The 21,223-nt window shown below is 48.7% G+C and carries 20 protein-coding genes; all 20 read right to left on the reverse strand.

Annotation, left to right across the window (positions count from 1 at the left end; all coding sequences use genetic code 11):
- Positions 1-1,377 (reverse strand): flagellar biosynthesis protein FlhF, encoded by a 1,377-nt coding sequence (gene flhF / locus ACUZ8J_RS14420; protein ID WP_446694215.1) that lies wholly within the window; start codon positions 1,375-1,377, stop codon positions 1-3.
- Positions 1,378-1,388: 11 nt separating this feature from the next.
- Positions 1,389-3,488 (reverse strand): flagellar biosynthesis protein FlhA, encoded by a 2,100-nt coding sequence (flhA, locus tag ACUZ8J_RS14425; RefSeq protein ID WP_011716429.1) that lies wholly within the window; start codon positions 3,486-3,488, stop codon positions 1,389-1,391.
- 118 nt (positions 3,489-3,606) lie between these two features.
- On the reverse strand, positions 3,607-4,737 hold the full coding sequence (gene flhB / locus ACUZ8J_RS14430) for a flagellar biosynthesis protein FlhB (RefSeq protein WP_011622082.1): 1,131 nt from the start codon (positions 4,735-4,737) through the stop codon (positions 3,607-3,609).
- 17 nt (positions 4,738-4,754) lie between these two features.
- Complete coding sequence (fliR, locus tag ACUZ8J_RS14435) at positions 4,755-5,552, reverse strand: flagellar biosynthetic protein FliR (protein ID WP_089068185.1); 798 nt, start codon at positions 5,550-5,552, stop codon at positions 4,755-4,757.
- A gap of 4 nt (positions 5,553-5,556) precedes the next feature.
- Positions 5,557-5,826 (reverse strand): flagellar biosynthesis protein FliQ, encoded by a 270-nt coding sequence (gene fliQ, locus ACUZ8J_RS14440; protein WP_011622080.1) that lies wholly within the window; start codon positions 5,824-5,826, stop codon positions 5,557-5,559.
- Positions 5,827-5,843: 17 nt separating this feature from the next.
- Complete coding sequence (gene fliP, locus ACUZ8J_RS14445) at positions 5,844-6,590, reverse strand: flagellar type III secretion system pore protein FliP (protein WP_089068186.1); 747 nt, start codon at positions 6,588-6,590, stop codon at positions 5,844-5,846.
- The gene (gene fliO, locus ACUZ8J_RS14450) at positions 6,587-6,994 is read right to left on the reverse strand and encodes a flagellar biosynthetic protein FliO (protein WP_446694216.1); all 408 of its coding nucleotides are present in this window, start codon (positions 6,992-6,994) and stop codon (positions 6,587-6,589) included. The genes fliP and fliO overlap by 4 nt, the downstream gene beginning before the upstream one ends.
- Before the next feature lie 33 nt (positions 6,995-7,027).
- Positions 7,028-7,402 (reverse strand): flagellar motor switch protein FliN, encoded by a 375-nt coding sequence (fliN, locus tag ACUZ8J_RS14455; protein ID WP_011622077.1) that lies wholly within the window; start codon positions 7,400-7,402, stop codon positions 7,028-7,030.
- Between the two features lie 12 nt (positions 7,403-7,414).
- The gene (gene fliM / locus ACUZ8J_RS14460; RefSeq protein ID WP_011716423.1) at positions 7,415-8,446 is read right to left on the reverse strand and encodes a flagellar motor switch protein FliM; all 1,032 of its coding nucleotides are present in this window, start codon (positions 8,444-8,446) and stop codon (positions 7,415-7,417) included.
- 40 nt (positions 8,447-8,486) lie between these two features.
- Positions 8,487-9,011: a flagellar basal body-associated protein FliL gene (gene fliL / locus ACUZ8J_RS14465; RefSeq protein WP_374915953.1), complete on the reverse strand. Its 525-nt coding sequence runs from the start codon at positions 9,009-9,011 to the stop codon at positions 8,487-8,489.
- Between the two features lie 83 nt (positions 9,012-9,094).
- Complete coding sequence (locus tag ACUZ8J_RS14470; RefSeq protein ID WP_446694217.1) at positions 9,095-10,873, reverse strand: flagellar hook-length control protein FliK; 1,779 nt, start codon at positions 10,871-10,873, stop codon at positions 9,095-9,097.
- Between the two features lie 158 nt (positions 10,874-11,031).
- Complete coding sequence (fliJ, locus tag ACUZ8J_RS14475; protein WP_055647463.1) at positions 11,032-11,478, reverse strand: flagellar export protein FliJ; 447 nt, start codon at positions 11,476-11,478, stop codon at positions 11,032-11,034.
- An 11-nt stretch (positions 11,479-11,489) separates the two neighbouring features.
- Positions 11,490-12,827, reverse strand: a complete 1,338-nt coding sequence (gene fliI / locus ACUZ8J_RS14480; protein ID WP_011716419.1) for a flagellar protein export ATPase FliI — start codon at positions 12,825-12,827, stop codon at positions 11,490-11,492.
- The gene (gene fliH / locus ACUZ8J_RS14485; RefSeq protein WP_208662100.1) at positions 12,796-13,758 is read right to left on the reverse strand and encodes a flagellar assembly protein FliH; all 963 of its coding nucleotides are present in this window, start codon (positions 13,756-13,758) and stop codon (positions 12,796-12,798) included. The genes fliI and fliH overlap by 32 nt, the downstream gene beginning before the upstream one ends.
- A complete protein-coding gene (gene fliG / locus ACUZ8J_RS14490) occupies positions 13,745-14,791 on the reverse strand; it encodes a flagellar motor switch protein FliG (protein ID WP_011716417.1) in 1,047 nt (348 codons plus the stop codon). The genes fliH and fliG overlap by 14 nt, the downstream gene beginning before the upstream one ends.
- On the reverse strand, positions 14,784-16,469 hold the full coding sequence (gene fliF, locus ACUZ8J_RS14495; protein WP_446694942.1) for a flagellar basal-body MS-ring/collar protein FliF: 1,686 nt from the start codon (positions 16,467-16,469) through the stop codon (positions 14,784-14,786). The genes fliG and fliF overlap by 8 nt, the downstream gene beginning before the upstream one ends.
- A gap of 45 nt (positions 16,470-16,514) precedes the next feature.
- Positions 16,515-16,853 (reverse strand): flagellar hook-basal body complex protein FliE, encoded by a 339-nt coding sequence (gene fliE, locus ACUZ8J_RS14500; RefSeq protein ID WP_011625692.1) that lies wholly within the window; start codon positions 16,851-16,853, stop codon positions 16,515-16,517.
- A gap of 177 nt (positions 16,854-17,030) precedes the next feature.
- Positions 17,031-18,371 carry a sigma-54-dependent transcriptional regulator gene (locus ACUZ8J_RS14505; protein WP_220057680.1) on the reverse strand — a complete coding sequence of 447 codons (1,341 nt, stop codon included), beginning with the start codon at positions 18,369-18,371 and terminating at the stop codon, positions 17,031-17,033.
- Positions 18,364-19,446, reverse strand: coding sequence for a sensor histidine kinase (locus tag ACUZ8J_RS14510; RefSeq protein WP_140907827.1), 1,083 nt, complete (start codon positions 19,444-19,446; stop codon positions 18,364-18,366). Before ACUZ8J_RS14510 ends, ACUZ8J_RS14505 begins: the two co-directional genes overlap by 8 nt.
- Positions 19,447-19,554: 108 nt before the next feature.
- Positions 19,555-20,988 (reverse strand): sigma-54 dependent transcriptional regulator, encoded by a 1,434-nt coding sequence (locus ACUZ8J_RS14515; protein WP_446694218.1) that lies wholly within the window; start codon positions 20,986-20,988, stop codon positions 19,555-19,557.
- Positions 20,989-21,223: the final 235 nt, after the last annotated feature.

Genomic DNA, 21,223 nt, shown 5'->3' on the forward strand with positions numbered 1-21,223 from the left:
CTACTCAAATGCACAGGTCATATTATCTGACCACGCTGTGTCTGGTAACGATTGTTGTTCAGTGTTTTCTAAGGCCGCTAATGCTTGCTCTGCGAGCAGTAAAGTATCGGCAACTTTCATATCTTCGGGCACTCGCTGCCCATCCGTAACATAACTTAATGGCAACCCACTTTGGATCAACACACTTAATGCACCCGCTAACGACACGGACTCATCGAGTTTGGTGAGTACAACACCAGATAATGGAATGCGTTTAAAGTGATTTACAGCATCCTGTAGCACACGGCGCTGTCCTGTGGCAGACAGTACCAGATAACTGCGGATAGGTATTCTGCTATTTGCAGTTAAATTATCAAGTTGCTGGTAAAGCCGCATATCTCGTTGGCCCATTCCTGCGGTATCTATCAATACTAGCTTGCGATTTCTGAACTGATACAGTATTTGCTCTAGCTCAGCAAGATCATGGGCTTGCTTAACTGGGCATCCCATAATTTTGCCATAGGTTGCCAATTGCTCATAGGCGCCAATACGATAATGATCTGTAGTGATCAAGGCGACTTGATCCGCACCATGATGGGCTGCGAAACGAGCCGCTAATTTGGCTAAGGAAGTGGTTTTGCCTACACCCGTTGGACCAACCAGCGCCACCACGCCACCTTGCTTAACGATATCATCGCCTTGATTATCAAGCATATTCGCTAGACTTTGTGGCAAGGCACGAACCAATTCTGCCGGAGTATAGTGTTGACTAAGCGCCGCTAACTTGTTCGCGACCGCAGGCGAAAACTCAGCTTCCAGTAACTTTGACTCCAGCATGGCACCCACAGGGTCGATACGCTTTTTGTGTTCAGTCATCAGCGCAGACACTTGATGAGTAAGCAAATTGCGTAAGGATGCTAACTCATCACGCATCGCTTCGATATCCGCATTTTGCTTCTGTGAAACCTGTGGCTTCTTATCGAAAGCATGGCCCATATCTCGTCGCTCAGCTTTTGGCGTTGCAGGAGCTTGTAGACCTTGTGCCCACGCAGGCAGTTCGGCGTCTTGCTGTTGATGGGTGAGCTGTTGGTTTAAACGGCTTTGTTGCTTCTCGAGCAATGCTTGGAGAGAGTCCGCTGGTGCCGATGGTTTTAACTTAGTTTCAGCGCGAATCGGCGCTTTAGCACCGAGCGACACTAAGTCATCACTCACATCCATAAAAGTCGGTGCAGCGGCAGGCGCCTTCGCTTTGGGCTCGTCATAGTCAACGGCGGCCACAATCTCAATGCCGCCATTTACCTTTTTATTCGACATAATCACGGCATCGGAGCCGAGCGTGTCCTTCACTTGGGCCAGTGCAGCACGCATGTCTTTGGCAAAAAAACGTTTAATCTTCACTTATGCGTCCTCTACTGGCCGACGGCAGACACTATGCGTATTTGCTTTTCATCGGGGATTTCTTGGTAAGAAATCACTCTGAGATTAGGAATAGTATATTTAACAAAGCGAGACAGTGTCGCACGTAACATACCTGACGTTAGCAAAATAGCGGGCTGACCAACCATTTCTTGCTTTTGAGCGGCATCCGCTAAGGATTGCTGCATACGCTCTGCAAGACCAGGCTCGATATTTGGGCCATCGCCACCGGTTGCTTGCATTGACTGATGCAACATCTGTTCCAACTCTGGCGCCAAAGTTATGACAGGTATTTCAAGTTCAGGACCCGAGATCTCTTGAACTATCATGCGCTTCAATGCGATACGCACTGCCGCCGTTAACACTTCAGTATCGTTACTCTTAGTGCCGTATTCTAACAAAGTTTGCACTATGGTACGCAAGTCTCTGACAGAAACTCCTTCATTTAATAGGTTTTGCATCACTTTTACGACATTTCCGAGCGGCATCACATCAGGAATAAAGCCATCCACCAGCTTAGGCGAATGCTTGGCAAGCATATCCATCAGTTGTTGCACTTCTTCGTAGCCTAAGAGCTTCGCCGCGTTATTCGTCAATATTTGGCTAATATGGGTAGCCACCACTGTCGCAGCATCCACCACGGTATAACCTAAGGTTTGTGCATGTTCACGCAGCTCAGGGGCAATCCACACGGCTTCGAGACCAAAGGCTGGATCACGCGTTTCGATACCATCGAGCTTGCCATAAACTTGGCCTGGGTTGATGGCGAGTTCGCAGTCATGGCGAATATCCGCCTCTCCAACCACCACACCCATTAACGAGATGCGGTAGGCATTAGGTGATAAATCGAGGTTGTCACGAATATGCACCGCAGGTACCAAGAAGCCTAGCTCTTGAGAAAGTTTTTTACGTACCCCTTTGATCCGGCTAAGTAATTCACCACCTTGGCCCTTATCGACTAATGGGATCAAACGATAACCCACTTCCAGACCGATAGTGTCAACATGGTGTACATCGTCCCAGCTAAGTTCTTTGGGTTCTCTTTCGGCTCTTTCCGTTGGGCCCGTTTTGACTTGCTCAAGGGCTTTGGCACGTTTGGCTTCATTACGTTTGAAGATAAAGTAAGCCGCACCAGCTGTGATCACGGCAAAGCTTAAAAACGCCATATGTGGCATGCCAGGCACAATACCCATGACAAAGAGTACACCAGCCGCAATACTGAGCGACTTGTGACTGTCAAACATCTGACTGATCAGCATCTGGCCCATATCGCCAGATTCATTTTGACGGGTCACCATCAACGCCGCAGCGATTGACAGTAATAGACCAGGAATTTGCGCGACGAGACCGTCACCAATGGTTAACAGTGTATAAATTTCAACGGCTTGGGAGAATGTCAAACCGTGCTGCACAATCCCGATAATAAACCCACCGAGAATGTTGATAACCAAAATCATGATACCGGCAATCGCATCACCCTTCACAAACTTAGATGCACCGTCCATTGCGCCATAGAAATCGGCTTCGCGGGTCACCTCGGCGCGTCTGGTTCTGGCTTGATCTTGATTAATAATACCTGCGTTCAAGTCGGCATCGATGGCCATTTGCTTACCGGGCATCGCATCTAAGGTAAAGCGAGCACTCACCTCGGCAATACGGCCAGCACCTTTAGTCACAACGGCAAAGTTGATAATAATCAAGATGATAAATACAACTAGGCCCACGGCATAGTTACCGCCAATCACTACGGAGCCGAAGGCCTCAATTACCTTACCGGCGGCGTCACCACCATTGTGACCTTCGAGTAATACTACACGGGTCGATGCCACGTTAAGCGCGAGTCGCAGCAATGTCGCGACTAATAAAACCGTTGGAAAAGCAGCAAAGTCTAAGGGTCTATCGGTATAAATCGCGACAAGAAGAACAATCAAAGCCAAGGCAATGTTAAAAGAGAATAAAACGTCGAGTAGAAACGGCGGGATAGGCAATACAATCATAGCCAATGCAGCAAGCACTAGCATTGGCGTACCTATGCCCTTGAAAGAGCTCAGTTTCAACTGTTTTACTTGGCCTAGGGAGGCTTTAACATCCATTCACAGATACCTAAACTTTGACGTATAACAGCCTGAAAGCAAAAAACGCGCCAACCGCTAGCGCTTCAAGTCGTGGTTTTATCTCTGTGAACGAGCTCTTCGTTAACCTAACACTCAACTAGTGCTTCAGCTCGTCAGGAATGGGTTGATTAGCAGGGATTGGAATTGGTTTACGGCCACGACCTTTTTGGTACTGGCGTAACTGGAACACATAAGCCAGCACCTGTGCCACCGCGGTAAATAGGCCCTCAGGGATCTGCTGCTCAAGCTTAGTGGTGTGATAAATTGCCCGCGCCAGCGGTGGTGCTGAGACAATCGCAATGTTATGTGCCCTTGCCACTTCACGGATTTTAAACGCGACTTCATCCACTCCTTTAGCGATAACAAAAGGCGCTGCAGAGCGCTTCACATCGTATTTAATGGCCACCGCATAATGCTCAGGGTTCACCACAATCACATCCGCATTGGGAACTTCGGCCATCATGCGTCGCTGCGCTAACTCACGCTGCATTTGGCGTACTCGCCCTTTGACCTCAGGTTTACCTTCGGTGTCTTTATACTCGTCTTTCACTTCCTGCTTAGTCATTTTCAGCTGTTTGTTGTGGTTCCAGATCTGAAACGGCACATCGATCACCACGATGACTAAGACGGAGGAGCAAAGCAGAATAAACATCCACACTAACAAATCCAGCGCATGATGGACGTTACCGGGGAGATGATCGGCTGACAGGAGTAGAATGTCGTTAAAATAATGACTGAGTAGTAAATAAGCCGCGATGGCTACCACAGAAAACTTAGCAATCCCTTTGGTTAATTCAACCAAGGCCTGCACACCAAACATCCGCTTAAAGCCCGCAATCGGGCTCATTTTACTGGCTTTAGGCATCATGGCTTGGGTCGAGAAATTCATCCCGCCAAGGGATACGTTACCGATAAATGCTACCACGACAATCAGTAACATAATCTTGAGTAACGGCCAGCCAATCTCGCTTCCCACGACGCCCCATACATTAAACATCTGGTTCGTATCGAAAATCGCAGCGCGATCCATGGTAAAGACGCGTTCAAACACATTGGACAGCGCCTTCGCAATCCCAGGCCCGAGCATATACAAACCTGTCGCAGCCGAGAGCAACACGGTCGCAGTACCTAACTCTTTTGAGCGGGCTACCTGCCCTTTTTCTCGCGCCTGTTCGAGGCGCCTCCCGGTGGGTTCCTCGCTGCGTTCGCCGCTACTTTCTTCAGCCATTACGCGTTCCTATCCGGTTAAAGTATGCCGTCGGCTTGACACTGAAGCCCTAAAATATCACAAAGCAAAAGCTGTGCCGACGCCCAAACCTCTTCGAAATGGGCCATTACGGGGGTCAAGGTTAACCACAAAATGAGCAGTCCACCAATCATAGTTATGGGGAAACCTATCGAGAAAATGTTCAGCTGCGGCGCGGCGCGAGTCATAACCCCAAAGGATAAGTTAACCAGCAGCAAGGCAATAATCGCCGAGAGCGACATGGTCAATGCTGCGCCAAACATATAGGAACCCCATTCCGCTAGCGCGCGATAACTCGTCAAACTTAACCCTTGATTCGAAATCGGTAAGGTCTCAAAACTGGCGACTAACATTCGGATCATCAACAGATGTCCATCGACGGCGAGAAAAATCAACGTCGCCAGTAACAAAAAGAAGTTGCCTATCACAGGCGTTTGTTGGCCTGAGCCCGGATCGACCATAGAGGCAAAACCTAAGCTGGTTTGCATACCGATGATTTGGCCCGTTAACACAAAGGTTTGCATCACCATTTGGGTTACAAAGCCCATGGCGACACCAATAATAATTTGCTGAGCGGTAATAAAAACAGCGCTTAAGGAAAAGAGCTCCGCATCCTTAACGGGCGGTAATACTGGCGCTATGGCCAGAGTGATAGCCACCGCTAAGAGTAAACGGACTCGAGTCGGGGTTGTCGTAGCACCAAACACCACCATGACCATCAACATGCTGGTCACGCGAAACAATGGCCACATGTAAGAGGCGATAGTTTGCATTAAGGTGTCGAGCAGCAGCTCCATGGGCTTAGCCCACCACTTGAGGAATGCGGTTAACCATTTCGATAAAGAAATCCATGAGGGTTTGTACTAACCAGTGTCCCATAACCATCAAGGCTAGTAAGGTCACGATCAGTCGAGGCAAAAAGCTTAAAGTCTGTTCGTTAATTGAGGTCGCGGCTTGGAACACCGCCACAATGAGGCCAATACCCAAGCCCGGCAGCACGATGGCCGAAACCATCATAACAATCACGGCTAAGGCCTCACGGAAAATATCGATTAGGGCTTCTGGCGTCATCGCGAATCTCCGCTCGTCTAACCAAAGCTATTGGCTAGAGTACCCATCACCAAGCCCCAGCCATCGACAAGCACAAACAACATGATCTTGAAGGGTAAAGAAACAATCATCGGCGAGAGCATCATCATACCCATGGCCATCAAGATACTGGCTACCACAAGGTCGAGTACTAAGAATGGCACAAACAACATAAACCCAATTTGAAAGGCGGTTTTAAGTTCACTGGTGATAAACGCTGGCACCAACACGCTCATTGGCGCTTCTTCAGGGGAATTAATATTTTGATACCCCGAGATATCGATAAAGGTTTTCAGATCTGTGGTACGCACCTGCCCCAACATAAATGCCCGTAATGGCTCTTTGCCCTTATCGAAAGCCTGTTGCAGCGTGAGCTGCTCATCAATATAAGGCTTGACCCCTTGGTCATAAATTTTGTCGAACACTGGCGCCATAATGAAAAAGGTCATAAACAGGCTCATACCAATCAAGACTTGGTTAGAAGGTGTCTGTTGTAAACCAATGGCTTGGCGCAAAATCGAGAGCACCACTATGATGCGGGTAAAGGAGGTCAACATAATGACCATCGCAGGAATAAAGCTCAGCGAGGTCATGAGTAATAGGATCTGCATGGTCACCGAATATTCGGTCGAACCATCGGCAGCGGTTTTTACGGTTACCGCCGGCAATACACCATCGGCCGCGCCCACCGATGCGGCAAACAACAGGGTACTAACCCCAATCAAGCTGAGTATGTACTTCATCATTGTTTTAATTTCGCCTGCCGTAGCTTGTCCGCAAAGGAAACGGACTCAATTTGAATTGGTTCAGCTAATTTATCAATTAAATTAACTTGTTGCCCGCTAACACCCAACAAATACTGCTGTTCACCGACCTGAACTAATACCAAACGCTCTTTCTGCCCAAGCGATGTGACCGCGAGGGTTTTCAGCACGCTGTGATTCGTCGGAACTAAATTAAATCGCCGCAGCAGGTACGCTAAGGCGAAGATAAGCAATAACACTAAAATAAGACCGCCTAGCATGCTCGCTGCGGCGGCCATTTGCGAAGGTTCTGCCACTTTCGTTGCTGTCGCGGCACTTTCGTTAGCAACGCCAGCAACACTCGCCTGAGTCGCTGACACTAGACTGAGTATGACCAATGTGCTCATCTCGCTCCTTCAGGCTTTGTCTTAATAGATGAATTACTTAAGCTTTTTAATCCGCTCAGTTTGACTGATCACATCCGTTAAGCGAATACCAAACTTATCGTTAACCACAACCACTTCGCCATGAGCGATAAGCGTGCCATTGACCATCACATCGAGCGGCTCACCCGCCACCCTATCTAACTCCACCACAGAACCTTGGTTCAGCTGCAGCAGGTTACGAATGCTGATATAGCTGCGGCCAACTTCCATCGAAATCGTCACAGGGATATCTAAAATGGTGTCTAGTTTGGCGGCTTCGGCCTTACTGATTGGCTGCGAGTCGTCTACCAGCTCGTCAAGGTCAATGGCATTAGCCTCTTCCAATGCCTGTTCGGCCATGGCTGCTGCCCAATCATCATCTGTACTCATCTCACTTCACCTTTATAATTCGGATATGTCTCTGGCTTTGCCTTTACGTGTCACTAATTGCAGTTCGGATTTGACCGTTTCAGGACGTGGGATTTTTTCGTAAATTTTAAGTGCTAGATTATCGCGTGAACGCCCCATTTTACAGCGATACGTCGGTAAGTCTTCGATTTTCATCATAATGTATTCAGGCAGCTCGATCGGAATAATATCCCCAGCCTTGAAGTTCATGACATCTTTGAGTGTGAGTTCATGTTCAACCACACTGGCATCAAATCCGACTTTCACATCCATAATTTCGTCATGCAGCGCCTGTGACCAACGCATGTCGGTGTCTTGTTTATCACTCTGCACACCCGCGTCGAGCAGTTCACGGATAGGTTCAATCATCGAATAAGGCATAGTGATATGGAAGTCACCGCCGCCGCCATCCACTTCGATGTGGAAGGAGTTAATCACCACCACTTCAGTGGGGCTGACGATGTTGGCCATCGCGGGGTTTACTTCGGAGTCTAAATAATCAAACTCGACATCCATCACTGGCGCCCAAGCATCTTTATAATCTTCAAAGATAATCTTAAGCAATAACTGCACGATGCGACGTTCAGTTGGGGTAAATTCCCGCCCTTCAATCTTGGCATGGAAACGGCCATCGCCGCCAAAAAAGTTGTCCACCAGAATAAACACTAAACGCGCTTCCATGGTGATCAGTGCTGTGCCTTTTAAGGGATGGAAGCGCACCATATTCAAGCTAGTTGGAACGAATAAGGTGTGTACGTACTCACCAAATTTCAGCATTTGCACGCCGTTAATCGACACTTCGGCCGCACGACGCATCATGTTGAACATGCTGATCCGCAGGTGACGGGCAAAACGCTCATTCACAATCTCGAGCGTGGGCATACGGCCACGCACAATACGGTCTTGGGAGGAAAAGTCGTAGGAGCGAGCTTCCAGCCCCGCGGCATCAAGCTCATTATCCTCTTCGACGTCATCGACTCCGTGTAAGAGCGCATCAATTTCGTCTTGGCTTAATAAATCACTCACAGTATTGTCTTCGCCTCTTTAAGGTGCTGAAGATAAAAGGTTATTGCATTACAAAACCGGTGAAGAGTACTTTTTCAACCACTTTACGTCCGGTCACAGATTGCAAGGTATTTTGTACGCTCAGCAGTGCTAATTGTCGCAATTCATCTTTACCCGCCTGTGTACTTAACTTTTGCACATCGGCGCCACTAAAGGTGGTTAACAGCGCATCTTCAATCAACGGAATATGCTTTTGGGTCAACACATCATCGTCTTGGCCTCTGACCATCAGTTGTACTTTAATTTCAACGAGACGAGCACGGTCTGGCCCAGGGAGGTTAAATAAAAAGGGCCGTGGCATTGGCACATAGGCCGCCATTGCCGCATCGGCGGCAGGAGTGGTAGCCTCCGTTGCTGTAGCACCTTCGGCGGCGACTTCGGGAGCCTCATCACTGCTACCGAGGAAAAACCACAGGGCGCCCCCAATCAACAGGGCTGCAAACACGCCCGCACCGATAAAAATAAACTTCTTCTTACTTTTAGGCGCTTCGGTGCTTTCAAGTTCTAATGATTCTTCCTTGGCCATTTTATATACTCTTTAATTGGCTAAATTCGGGAATGGGATCAGGGCTTGGCGCATAATCCGCTTTATTACTATAGGTTACCTTCTTAAGCGTAATAATCTATACCTGAATTTAAACTAGTTGCTTGATTTAAACCTAAATCTAGCTCTTCTGCCGAGAAATCATCCACATTTCCACCGCTCGAACCGCCGGCTTCACCAAATCCCCCCTCGCGGCGTTGACCTTGGTCCCCTTGTGAAACATGACTGTCGGCCAATTGCATGCCCTGCTCCTGTAATAATTCACGTAGGCGAGGAATAGCTTGCTCTACAACATCGCGGGTTTGTGATTGTGTGACATGGAACTGCACTTGTGTCTGGTCGCCATGAACTTGTACTTTAACCAACATATGTCCAAGTTCTGGCGGATCTAAACGGATTTCCGCCTGTTGGATCCCTTGACTCACCATAGTCACTAATTGCAGCTTCATCACAGGCGAGAAGCGCTGGATCATCTCCTGCATTTGGTTTTGAGTTTCTACACCTTGGCGCAAGGAAAGCTGTACTTGAGGAATATCTTGACGCTGGGTTGCTGGCGTTGCCAAAGAATGCAGTGAAGATACAGCTTTAAATTCCACAGGCTTAAACTCGCTCCCCGTCTCTTCACTGCCAGAACTTAAAGCTGCAACTTGGCTATCTTGCTGCGCATCGAGAGTAACCGCTAACTTAGCGTCTTTTAGCAAAAAGCCTGCTGAAATCTCGGCGCGGGATGGGCTGTCAGCTGTAAGACTCGGATCGATGGCGGTGGCAGCAGAGACATTAGTCGCTACATTAGTGCCTAAGGTACTAAGATCGTTAGTATTCGCGGCTGTTGCCGCATTCGTCGTTAATACATCACTCGCAGAGGCATTGGCCGCTTTGATTGGTGTTTGATTATCAATGACTTGGGATCCCATACCTTGGGGTGCAAGAGCTTTATCTGCTGGCTGCGTCGACACATTTATCGCCTTAGCGCCAATTTCTGCGGTACCAAGCTCTTTTCCCCCTAATACGGGCTCACCCTCAATGGGTAAAATATGATTTTCGGGCGGTTTAACGAACTTTTCGCTGCGCAGACCTGTAAGTAACGCGGCATCATCAATCAAATGCGGCTCATCAACAGAGGTGCCTTGACTATCCGCTTCCGCAACAGTTACGGCCGCAACCAAAGCATCGACATCAGCAGCTGGAATCTGTGGCTCTACACTCTCAGTATCAGTGACATCAGCAGCTGGAATCGGTTGTTCTACACTTTCAGCATCAACGGCGTTTTGTTGTGAGGCTTGCTGTTGTAATAGCTGTGCGGTGACTTGCGCAGTATTTTGTCCGGCCGCCTTTGAGGCTAAAACCCCAGAGTCTTCTGATTCAGTACTAACGTTCAGTTTGTTATCGCCAAGGCCAGTGTTAGTGGACTGAGCGAACTTAGCCATTTCATCGGAAAAAGTGCCGTCAACAATAGAGTTGTCGGTCTGAGATGGAGCATCGACCAATAACGAGGATGAGTCGGCATCGGCATCATCCGTTGCCGTGATATCAGCCTCAAGCGGCAAAGACTCGCCCTGTGCTGCCGCTTTTTTCATCTCATTTGCCATACCAATCTGGGCGAAAATCAAGTTGATATCGGCTTCATCATCAGTTTTGGTATCGTCAGTGCTGGCTTCCGCTTTGGCAGATTTGACGGCCACATCCTGAGACACAGAGGTTTTAGTCGAGGGGGAAGATACGGATGTGACTGAAGCCAACACTGCAGAAAAGTCTTCACTATTAGTATCTTGAGTCAATGCTTTACTTGAGCTAGCGCTATTTTTCGCGCTTGACGCTAATAGGATATTGTTCATTTGTTGCATATCAGCTCCTAAACATTCACCCGAAGACATAAAAAAGTAGGGCAAACGTCAATTTATGCGGCTTTGGCCATCTCTGGCATAAAGCAAGCAAATAAAGTGCCAATAAGTGAGAATTACATGTCGAAGAAACAACTTACACACGCAATGGCGAGCTTTGGTTAGGGTTTATTGCGGCGAAAAAACTGCTGAGAGGCAAATTCATCGGTCATCTTTTGTTCTTTTTTCAACTCAAGAGCTTGGCGTTTTTTCTCTTTATTATCTAAGAGCAGTTCAACCGCCTTGCGTTTCTTTTGCTTGTCGAGCCAATGCTGCTGACGATAGTTTTTCTGCTTCTCACCATCGGCGACCACACGATTTTGCTGGGCAATGGCCTCATCGATTTGCCGAATAAAACGATGGAATTGGTGATAATGGCTGGCGCTTATGGCTTGGCCCTGCTGGGACTGCATCTGCTTCATATAGTCCAAGCGATAATTGTTGAGTGCATCCAACTGATTTTGGCGCTTTTGACACTCTAGTTGCGCCGACTTTAGCAGCAGTGCGGCCTGCTCCTCTGCATCGAGGGCTAATTTCAACACAAGTAAGAGGGGATCGGCATTCGCCATAACAGTCTCGATTATTTACATTGCGCCGCGAGTTGCCCAAGCATGACTTGGCTATCGGCAAAACTAAAGGCATCACGCATGGTCTGCCGTAAAAAGGCATTCATCGCAGGTTGCAGGCGTATAGCGTTATCGATTCGCGGATCGCTGCCTTGGGCATAGGCACCAATCGAAATCAGATCCTTATTCTGTTGATAGAGGGAATAAGTCTGCTTGACGCGGCGCATGGCTTCTAAGTGCTCGTTCGAAATCACCATTGGGGCCACACGGCTGATCGAAGCCTCAATATCGATTGCAGGATAATGCCCAGAGTCCGCCAGTGAGCGAGATAGCACAATATGGCCATCGAGGATCGCCCGAGATGCATCGGCAATCGGATCCTGTTGATCGTCGCCCTCTGTCAGCACAGTATAAAATGCGGTGATAGAACCTTGTCCAGGCCCACCATTACCCGCCCGCTCAACCAAGCGTGGCAATTTAGCAAATACCGAAGGCGGATAACCTTTAGTTGCCGGCGGTTCACCTACGGCCAGAGCAATCTCACGCTGCGCTTGGGCGTAACGAGTCAGACTATCCATTAATAACAATACGTTATAGCCTAAATCACGAAAATACTCAGCGATACGAGTGGAGGTTTCACAGGCACGAAGGCGCATCAAGGGTGAAGTATCGGCGGGCGCCGCCACCACAACAGAGCGTGCTCTGCCCTTTTCACCGAGGATTTCTTCAATAAATTCTTTAACTTCGCGGCCACGCTCCCCGACGAGCCCCACCACAATGATGTCAGCTGTCGTGCCCCGAGTCATCATCCCTAACAGCACACTCTTACCCACACCCGAGCCTGCAAATAGGCCCATACGTTGGCCCTTACCAACGGTGAGCATGGCATTGATGGCGCGTACACCCACATCGAGTGGTTCGGTGATCGCTCGGCGAGAAAGTGGGTTGATGGCGTTACTGTGCCTTGGCGCCTGCTGTTCGGTCGATAATGCGCCAAGACCGTCTAACGGCACACCATTGCCGTCGAGCACGCGTCCCAATAGGGATAAACCCACACTCAGCCCCGCCTGCTCACCGAGGGGGACGACACGGGCGCCGGGTAACACGCCGCGTAATTCCTCAATAGGCATAAGGTACAGCAGTTCATCGTCAAACCCGACGACTTCGGCAATCAACTCTCCTGCCATGGTTTCGATAGAGCACAGGCTACCCACGGGCGCACGGCAACCACTCGCCTCTAAGGTTAAACCTACCACGCGCACCAGTTGACCACTGGCGACGGCTCGAAATGGCGGGACTTTGTCGATGCAATGATTCAGTTTATTCAGCAGTTGATGGCGGCGATTTTGCATCTTTCTCTCCATCAGCTTGCGACTCTGTACTTAGGGACTCGGTGCTCTGCGCCTCGTCACCTAGCTCAGCACCCGATAGCACTTTTGCGGCGTTTTCCTCATCGAGAACCGCTTGGCGTTGTTGCTGCTGATGGCTCAAATGGGACTGTTGATTACGTAAGGACTCAAACACCGCATCGATGCGCGAGGACAGGGTTAAATCCACCAGCGAGCGTTGGCTACTGATAATGCAATCCCCAGAATTTAAGCTGGGATCGGCCTCTAACTGCCACTGATTACGGTTTAATTGGGTACTGGTATATAGCTGCTCCACCAAGGCGACATCATCGGGATGCATGCGAATACTGACGCTTTGCTCCTTGATTGGCAAAGATTCGACCCCTAAACGCAGTGCCGACAGGATTTGTTCTGGATGAGTTTTAAGTTCATGACCAATCACAGATTTGGCCAGCGCCATAGTGAGTGTCATTAAGGAATGTTCAATATCGCCATCGAGTAATTGCAATGGCTTTTCAAATTGGCTTAACAGCCCTTCGAAGCGGCTGACTAATGCCTTGGCTTCAGCAAGCCCGGCCTCAAGCCCTTGCTCATGACCTTGGGCAAGGCCCTCGGTATGGCCTTGCTCTAAACCTTCGAGTCTGCCCTGCTCCAGTCCTTCGGCATAACCTTGCGTCTTACCTTCGTTAAAGCCTTCTTCTTCGGCTTGAGCGCGAATATCTTCAATTTCCGCCATGGTGGGTGGCGCAATGGTTTCGGCGGCCACCGCCTTCGGTGCTTGCTGCGGCGAATAACCAAAGAGGTTTGAAATACTCACCTCTTCGGTTTGGGTCACATCGGGTAATTGCCAATGGCTGAACTCGATCTCCGAGTCGCTCACTACCCGATGGGACAATTTATTGTCGCTATTGTCACTCCGATTAGAGGAACTCATCGCCGCCACCGCCGCCTAACATGATTTCACCGCTGTCACTTAATCGACGCGCAATTGACAGAATTTCTTTTTGGGCGATTTCCACTTCACTGATCCGAATTGGGCCCATGGCCTCTAAATCGTCACGCAGCAATTCGGCGGCCCGTTTCGACATATTGCCCAAAATTTTGTCTTTGAGCTGATCGTCTGCACCTTTCAGCGCCTTCATCAATACATCCTGCTGCACTTCACGCAGCAAGGTTTGGATACCACGGTCGTCCACATCGATTAGGTTTTCGAATACGAACATTAAGTCTTGGATTTGCTGCGCCATTTCCTCGTCGGTTTCGCGCATGGTTTCCATCAACTGACTTTCGACACCCGTATCGAGGTAGTTCATAATGTTGGCCGCCGCCTTTAGGCCGCCCATCTTCGCTGCTTGCGCGCCGCCTTGACCGGCGAATTGCTTCTCCATGATGTCGTTTAATTCCTGCAATGCCGCAGGTTGCACTTCTTCAAGGTTAGCAATACGCATCATTAAGTCTAAGCGGGTATTCTCAGGGAACTGGCCGAAAATTTCCGCCGCTTGATCTGGCTCTAAATACGATAAAACAATGGTTTGGATCTGTGGATGTTCGTTTTGGATGATAGTCGCGACTTGGCGCGCATCCATCCATTTAAGGGAATCCAAACCTTTGGCGCCGCTGCCCATGATAATTTGTTCAATCAAATTACCGGCTTTGTCTTCACCTAGAGCCGCCGTTAACGCCTTACGGACGAACTCTTCGCTGTTAAAGCCAATAGAAGAATACTTTTGAATATCATCGAGAAAAAGCTTATGCACCCCGATGACTTTCTCCTGCCCAAAGTCTTCCATAGCCGCCATCGCCATACCGACCTTTTGCACTTGTTTAGGTTCTAAGTGCTTTAAAATAGAGGCGGCATCGGCTTCACTCAAACTTAACAGTAAAATCGCCGTTTTTTCGATGCCACTGAGATCCTTAATATTGAAACTTGAGGTTTCAGCGGCGTCTTTTGATTTATTCTCAGCCATTGTCTTGTAACCAGTTTTTCACGACTTGGGTTGAAAGCTCGGGCTCATTGGCCACAAGCGCACGGATAGCTTTAATCATATCATCATCTTTATGCAGATTAGGGATAAGAATTGAGCCATCATCGGCATAACTATACTCTGCTTCTTTGGTATTGAGCATCCCTAAGGTGTCGGCAGCATATTGATCCTCAATCTCGGCCAGCTCATTACCCAATCTTGAATCCTCAGGCATGTTCACACTGTCTGGATAGATTAAGCGTTTCAGCATTGGGCGCACCACAGCAAGGATCAGCACTAAGATAACTAAGGCACCGATACCTAACTTAACGGCACGCCAGAACCAAGGTTGTTCCCAAAGCTCAGGCGCAGGAACATCTTCAACCAATTGATCCATAAAGGGAACAGTGACCACCTCTAAAACATCACCCCGCTGGGCGCTAAAACCTACCGCGCCCTCCAGTAAACGGCGGATATTGGTGAGTTCTTGCTCGGTACGAGCAACGCGCGCCACTTGGCCATTTTCACCGGCGGCGCCGGGTTTAAAGTCCACGGCAACCGATACACTGACGCGGCGCACAACGCCAATTTGCTGACGGGTATGGCTGATAGTGGTGTCTAATTCAAAATTACGGGTTGCTTCGCGGTGCGAGTTACCTGCAGTCACGCTCTCCGTCGCCTTAGTCGCTTCCTGTGGAATATTGGATTCCATCGGTGGTTGGTTCGATAACGCGCCTGGAATACCACCAGTCGAACCGCCAGTCGAATTATTCTCAACTGTCATTTCGCTGCGCAGCGACGGTAAATCGGGGTTAAAACGTTTTGCCGTTTGCTCGACCGCGGTGAAATCCATGCTCACATCCACTTGGGAAGTGAAGTTATCGGGACCAAGGATAGGCGTCAGAATGGAGTCAATTTTAGTGCGGTATTCAGCTTCTTTCTGTTGAACTAACTCAAGCTCACGGCGCGCTCTTGCAGACACGCCATCTTGACTGCCTGAATTGAGTAAACGGCCGTTAGAATCTGTAACTGTGACGCGAGATGGCTCTAAGCCCTGAACCGCAGAAGCGACGATATCCACAATGGCATCGACCTCACCTTGGCCTAAACCGCCACGGCGAGTGTTAATCACAACGGTCGCACTGGGTTGTGAGGTATTGCGAGCAAACACGTTTTCTTTCGGGAGCGCTAAAATCACCTTGGCGCGGCTAACACTTTGTAATTGTTCGATTGCGCGGGCGAGGTTCTCTTCTTGGCTATGCTTGAGACGAGCCTGCTCCATGCGTTGGCTCACGCCAAAACCACTGTCTTGGGTGAGGAAGTCTTTGCTTGAGGCTGCGGCACTATCGATACCCGCACGGCTCAGCATCATTTTAACTTCTTGATATTTGTCTTCGGGCACCTTAACAACATCGACATCGATTTGATATTTGATCTTATTTTTATCAAGCACGTCTAGCACTTGCACCATTTCCTGAGTTTCCATTTTGCCCAATGGACGGTACTCAGGTTCCTGTGCCCAGATCATGACGAACACCGCTAATGCCAAACAAATGGCAAGGGCTAAAATCATGGTGATTTGACGCATCATATCGACGCCACCGAGACTCCCCAGCACGCCGGATTTATTTTCCTGTTGGACCCCTTGGTCCACTGCACCGGCGTTTGATCCGACAATCATTTCTGTGCTCACGATTCGTACCTGCTAATTGCGTTATTCACTGGCCTAAACAGGCATGCTCATTATTTCTTTATAAGCTTCAACGAGCTTATTGCGCACTTGGACTGTGGCTTCAAAGGCAACACTGGCCTTTTCGCGGGCGATAACTGTATCAGAAAGGCTCACAGTGGTGTCACCCATTTCGAGTCGGGTCGCAAGATTCGATGAGGTTGATTGCAAACCACTAACATTGCCAATGGCTTGGGAGAGGAGTTGTCCAAAGTCAGCACCGCTGGTGTTATTCACTTGCTGCACAATGTTATTGGGTGAAATCCCAAAAGAAGGTTTGATCTCACCTTGAAGTGACTGCATTTCTTGCAGTAATGAATTCGCGCCAATTTGCATGTCGTGCTCCCCATCGTCGAGTTATTGACGATTAAACTCTCTAGATAAACAGGATATGCAAAAGCACGGCCAAGTTTTCACTTAGCCGTGCTAAAAAGAATTGGGGGAATCGTCAGATATGAAATTGCCACAGGGTAATCCAATGGCAAAGGTGCAAGTTAGGTTGAAAAAACCAACTTAGTTGGGCAATTGAATCCCCATATCGCGCATTCTGGCCATCTTGTATCTTAAGGTACGCGCACTGATCCCGAGTTTCTCGGCAACCAACTTACGGCTACCTTGGCATTGCGCTAGGGTTTCGAGAATGATCACATGCTCCTGCGCCTTCAACTCTTCACCTAAACCTTCAGGCTCATTAGCGAATTCGGCTTCATCGGATAACAGAGGCACATCTTGGGCATCGATAATAATATCGTTGGCGCTAATCACAGCTCCAGCACGTAAAATTAACGCGCGTTGGACAACGTTATCCAACTCGCGCACATTACCTGGCCAGCGATGACTGAGTAAACGACGACAAGCTGCCTCATCAAACTCAGGCAAATCAAGCACATTGAGCGCCTTCGCGTGCTTGGCTAGCAAATGCCGAGCGAGGGGCAAAATATCCGCAGGGCGTTGATTCAAAGCTGGCCAGGTCAGTGGAAACACGTTGATGCGATAATAGAGATCCTCCCGGAATTGACCCGCGGCAACGACGGCCTTTAAATCCCGATTCGAGGTGGCAAGCACCCGAACATCTAACTTAATGGTTTTGCGACCGCCTAAACGCTCCACTTCACGCTCTTGCAACACACGCAGCAGTTTAGCCTGAAGTCCCAAATCCATCTCTGAAATTTCATCGAGTAATAAGGTGCCGCCCTGCGCCTGCTCAAATTTACCAGGACACGCCTGATAAGCACCGGTAAAGGCGCCCTTTTCATAACCAAATAAGGTCGCCTCGAGCATATTCTCGGGGATAGCCGCACAGTTAATGGCCACAAATGCTTGATCAGCACGGCTGCTATGTTGATGAATATAACGGGCTAACACTTCTTTACCCGAGCCGCTTGGCCCAAGGATCATCACAGAGGCATCGGATGCCGCTACCCGCTGCGCCAGAGACAAGAGCGCGAGACTCTTTTCGTCGGCAACCACTGGCTTATCACTATTTTGTTTGAGCGGTAAATAGCGGGAAACTTGGTTAAGCAACACCTCTGGAGCAAAAGGCTTAGCCAAATAATCGACGGCGCCCAATTTAATTGCACTGACCGCACTGCCAATGGTGGCATACGCCGTCATCAATAACACTGGCAGCTTGGGGTGATGCTGCTGTAAGTAATTTAATAAGCCTAAGCCGCCAATACCTTGCATCTGCACATCGCTGATCACTAAATCAAACTGATGTTGCTTCAAGGCGATAATGGCTTCCTCGCCGGAGGCCACATCGATACAGTCGTATTGCGCCAACATCAAGGTATCGAGCAAAGCCTCACGCAGGGACGCATCGTCTTCGACTAAGAGTAATTTGGCTTCAGACATAGGGTTTCTCCAGCAGCAATACTGCAGCCGATTTCGCCTGCGGGAAGGTTAGCGACACAGTACAACCTTTATTAGGCATACAACTCAATTGGATTTGTCCGCCATGATTGCGAACCACTGACTGCACAACGGCTAAGCCTAAACCTGTCCCCTGAGCTTTAGTGGTAAAGAAAGGTTCCAGCACTTTTTGCTGCATTTTGGCATCCAATCCTTTGCCATTATCGATGACATTGAGATGTAACTGTTCATTGCTATCATTAGCAACGATTTGGATCTGCGTTGCCCCTGCTTCAAGACTGTTCATCACCAGATTATTCACGGCTGAACTGAGCGCGTTCACATTCGCCAGCATTAAACCGTTGGACGCATTGGTGACAGTCAATGCTGCGCCGCGCTGAGCCACAATCGGCTCACAGTTCGCAATGACAGTATTGATCACCTCATCAAGGTTAACTAACTCACCCAATTCATCCTGCCGCCCTTTGGCCATCAGCAGCATATCGTTAACTTGGCGTTCAAGCTCATTGAGTCTATCCACTAACTTCTGCTGAAATTTTGCCTTAGCAGATTCCGATAGTTTAGGACTGGCCAGATTCGCAGCATAGAGCAGTGCCGCCGACAGTGGCGTACGCACTTGATGCGCCAGCGTCGCGACCATTTTGCCGAGGGCTGACAGACGCTGCAGATGGGAAAGATTCTTTTGCAGTAGACGAGTTTCGGTTAGATCCGTCAGCACAATTAATTGGCCTGGTTCGGGCGTTAATGGGGTAATCGCAAATTTGACTCGGCGGCCATTGCGTAATGAGACTTCATGACCATCATCATCCTGTGGCGCAAACGCCGTATGGATCACATCAATCCAGCGGGCGCCACATAACGGCTGCTCCAGCAATTCCACGGCAACAGGGTTTGCATCAGTAACAATACCGTCACCGTTCAAAATCACCACGCCAGAGGGCATAGCCTGTAAAATATGCTCCATCCGATTGGACATATTGGCGGCCTCACGCAGTTGGTTCCATTGTTTGCTAGTGTGCTTGAATGTTTCAAGTTGCGCTAGTGGATGGGCTGACATAGTCACTCCGTCAAAAAATTGCTTCTGACGGAGTGTTTGCAGATTCTATGCCAAATTAAGAAATGAATTTAGATAGGTAAAACAATAAGATAAACAACGTGAATATGACTATTCTTTCGTCATTCCGTACTTACGCATTTTTTCAACCAAAGTAGTACGACGAATACCGAGCATTTCTGCAGCACGCGCAACCACGTTATCCTGCTGCTCTAACGCCTGACGAATCATATCGATTTCAAGCTCTGCCAGCAGATCCTTGAGGTTAACGCCTTCAGGTGGTAACTCACTGGGGAAACGCGTTTCAGGAATTTCTACTGGCTCTTCGCTGGTGAAAATCGAAGCGAGCGCATCACGTTCTTGCTGCTCTTCACTGAGTTCGACACTATACTCAGGCACATCAATATGACGATACTTTATCGGTAAGTCGTTCACATCGACCAAACCGCCCGGATATAAAATCGTTAGGCGTTCAACAAGGTTAGATAATTCCCGGACGTTACCCGACCAAGCGTGTTCTTTTAACGATTCAATCGCACGTTGGGTAAAGCGAACTTTGCCACGTCCTTCGTTATAGACTCGGCTTACCAACTCTTGCAACAGCAGAGGAACGTCATCCTTGCGGTCGCTTAGCGCAGGCATCTCAATCGGGAAAACGTTGAGGCGGTAATAAAGATCTTCACGGAACTCGTTGCTGGTGATCATGCTTTCGAGATCTCTGTGGGTTGCAGCGACAACACGCACATCAGCATTGATCGTCTTAGTGCCACCGACACGCTCGAATACGCGCTCCTGCAGCACACGCAGCAATTTTACCTGCATCTGCAAAGGCATATCACCGATTTCATCGAGAAACAGTGTGCCACCTTCTGCGAGCTCAAAACGGCCCTTACGCGAGCTAATAGCCCCCGTAAAAGAGCCCTTCTCATGACCGAATAATTCGCTTTCGAGTAGTTCTGGCGGGATCGCACCACAGTTCACCGGAATAAAAGGACCATCACGGCGTTCAGACAAGTAATGAATGTTACGAGCGACGACTTCCTTACCTGTCCCCGACTGCCCTAGCACTAATACCGTCGCATCTGAAGTTGCCACCTGGCTAATCAAATGACGGACATTGGCAATACCTTCACTGCGGCCCACTAAACTACGGAATAGTTTGGTTTGATTCGCACTGGTTGGGACTTGTGGACGTTTAACCTGGCCATACACTTGGCAAAAATGCAGCAGCTCGGTGAGTTGCGGATAGTTTAATGGCTCTTCGATTTGACCTAGGATATTTGCAGCCTGTAACTCGCCCACATTGCCAAAGGACAAGATAGGTTGCCAAGGATACTGATTCGCGATCGACTTTAATTCGTCAACGGACACAGTCTCTGTGCTGATCACCAAAGCGCGATAACGGGTATCTTGGAGGCTAGTGCTTAATTTTTCGATGGCGACAATCTCGATTTGCTCGCCCAAAAATTCAAAAATGCAACACAGGCGATTTAATCGCTCTGATGAGGTTCCGACAAGTAAAATTCGTTGATCTGTTTGCATCATTCAGTAGGCCGTAAAGCGCTAATTAGGTATCAATTCGCATTAATTATTTATGATTAGTTGCTGTAAAAGCTTAACAAATTCAATGTAACAATCTGTGCCACCATCACTACTGTGATGAATATTGTATTATCAGCAGTCGAGAAGCAAGCTTCGAATGCGGATTATGCCAAACTGAATTGATTTTAGTTCATTTATCCCATGATTCTAGTCAATTATGTCAATAAATTGACTAGAG

The sequence above is a fragment of the Shewanella sp. Koi 1 genome (assembly GCF_052907445.1).

What these genes read in the sequence shown, in the direction of transcription:
- flhA (WP_011716429.1), bottom strand. Translation starts at nt 3,488, where the DNA reads ATGGATGTTAAAGCCTCCCTAGGCCAAGTAAAACAGTTGAAACTGAGC.
- flhB (WP_011622082.1), bottom strand. Translation starts at nt 4,737, where the DNA reads ATGGCTGAAGAAAGTAGCGGCGAACGCAGCGAGGAACCCACCGGGAGG.
- fliR (WP_089068185.1), bottom strand. Translation starts at nt 5,552, where the DNA reads ATGGAGCTGCTGCTCGACACCTTAATGCAAACTATCGCCTCTTACATG.
- fliQ (WP_011622080.1), bottom strand. Translation starts at nt 5,826, where the DNA reads ATGACGCCAGAAGCCCTAATCGATATTTTCCGTGAGGCCTTAGCCGTG.
- fliP (WP_089068186.1), bottom strand. Translation starts at nt 6,590, where the DNA reads ATGATGAAGTACATACTCAGCTTGATTGGGGTTAGTACCCTGTTGTTT.
- fliO (WP_446694216.1), bottom strand. Translation starts at nt 6,994, where the DNA reads ATGAGCACATTGGTCATACTCAGTCTAGTGTCAGCGACTCAGGCGAGT.
- fliN (WP_011622077.1), bottom strand. Translation starts at nt 7,402, where the DNA reads ATGAGTACAGATGATGATTGGGCAGCAGCCATGGCCGAACAGGCATTG.
- fliL (WP_374915953.1), bottom strand. Translation starts at nt 9,011, where the DNA reads ATGGCCAAGGAAGAATCATTAGAACTTGAAAGCACCGAAGCGCCTAAA.
- ACUZ8J_RS14470 (WP_446694217.1), bottom strand. Translation starts at nt 10,873, where the DNA reads ATGCAACAAATGAACAATATCCTATTAGCGTCAAGCGCGAAAAATAGC.
- fliJ (WP_055647463.1), bottom strand. Translation starts at nt 11,478, where the DNA reads ATGGCGAATGCCGATCCCCTCTTACTTGTGTTGAAATTAGCCCTCGAT.
- fliI (WP_011716419.1), bottom strand. Translation starts at nt 12,827, where the DNA reads ATGCAAAATCGCCGCCATCAACTGCTGAATAAACTGAATCATTGCATC.
- fliH (WP_208662100.1), bottom strand. Translation starts at nt 13,758, where the DNA reads ATGAGTTCCTCTAATCGGAGTGACAATAGCGACAATAAATTGTCCCAT.
- fliG (WP_011716417.1), bottom strand. Translation starts at nt 14,791, where the DNA reads ATGGCTGAGAATAAATCAAAAGACGCCGCTGAAACCTCAAGTTTCAAT.
- fliF (WP_446694942.1), bottom strand. Translation starts at nt 16,469, where the DNA reads ATGATTGTCGGATCAAACGCCGGTGCAGTGGACCAAGGGGTCCAACAG.
- fliE (WP_011625692.1), bottom strand. Translation starts at nt 16,853, where the DNA reads ATGCAAATTGGCGCGAATTCATTACTGCAAGAAATGCAGTCACTTCAA.
- ACUZ8J_RS14505 (WP_220057680.1), bottom strand. Translation starts at nt 18,371, where the DNA reads ATGTCTGAAGCCAAATTACTCTTAGTCGAAGACGATGCGTCCCTGCGT.
- ACUZ8J_RS14510 (WP_140907827.1), bottom strand. Translation starts at nt 19,446, where the DNA reads ATGTCAGCCCATCCACTAGCGCAACTTGAAACATTCAAGCACACTAGC.
- ACUZ8J_RS14515 (WP_446694218.1), bottom strand. Translation starts at nt 20,988, where the DNA reads ATGATGCAAACAGATCAACGAATTTTACTTGTCGGAACCTCATCAGAG.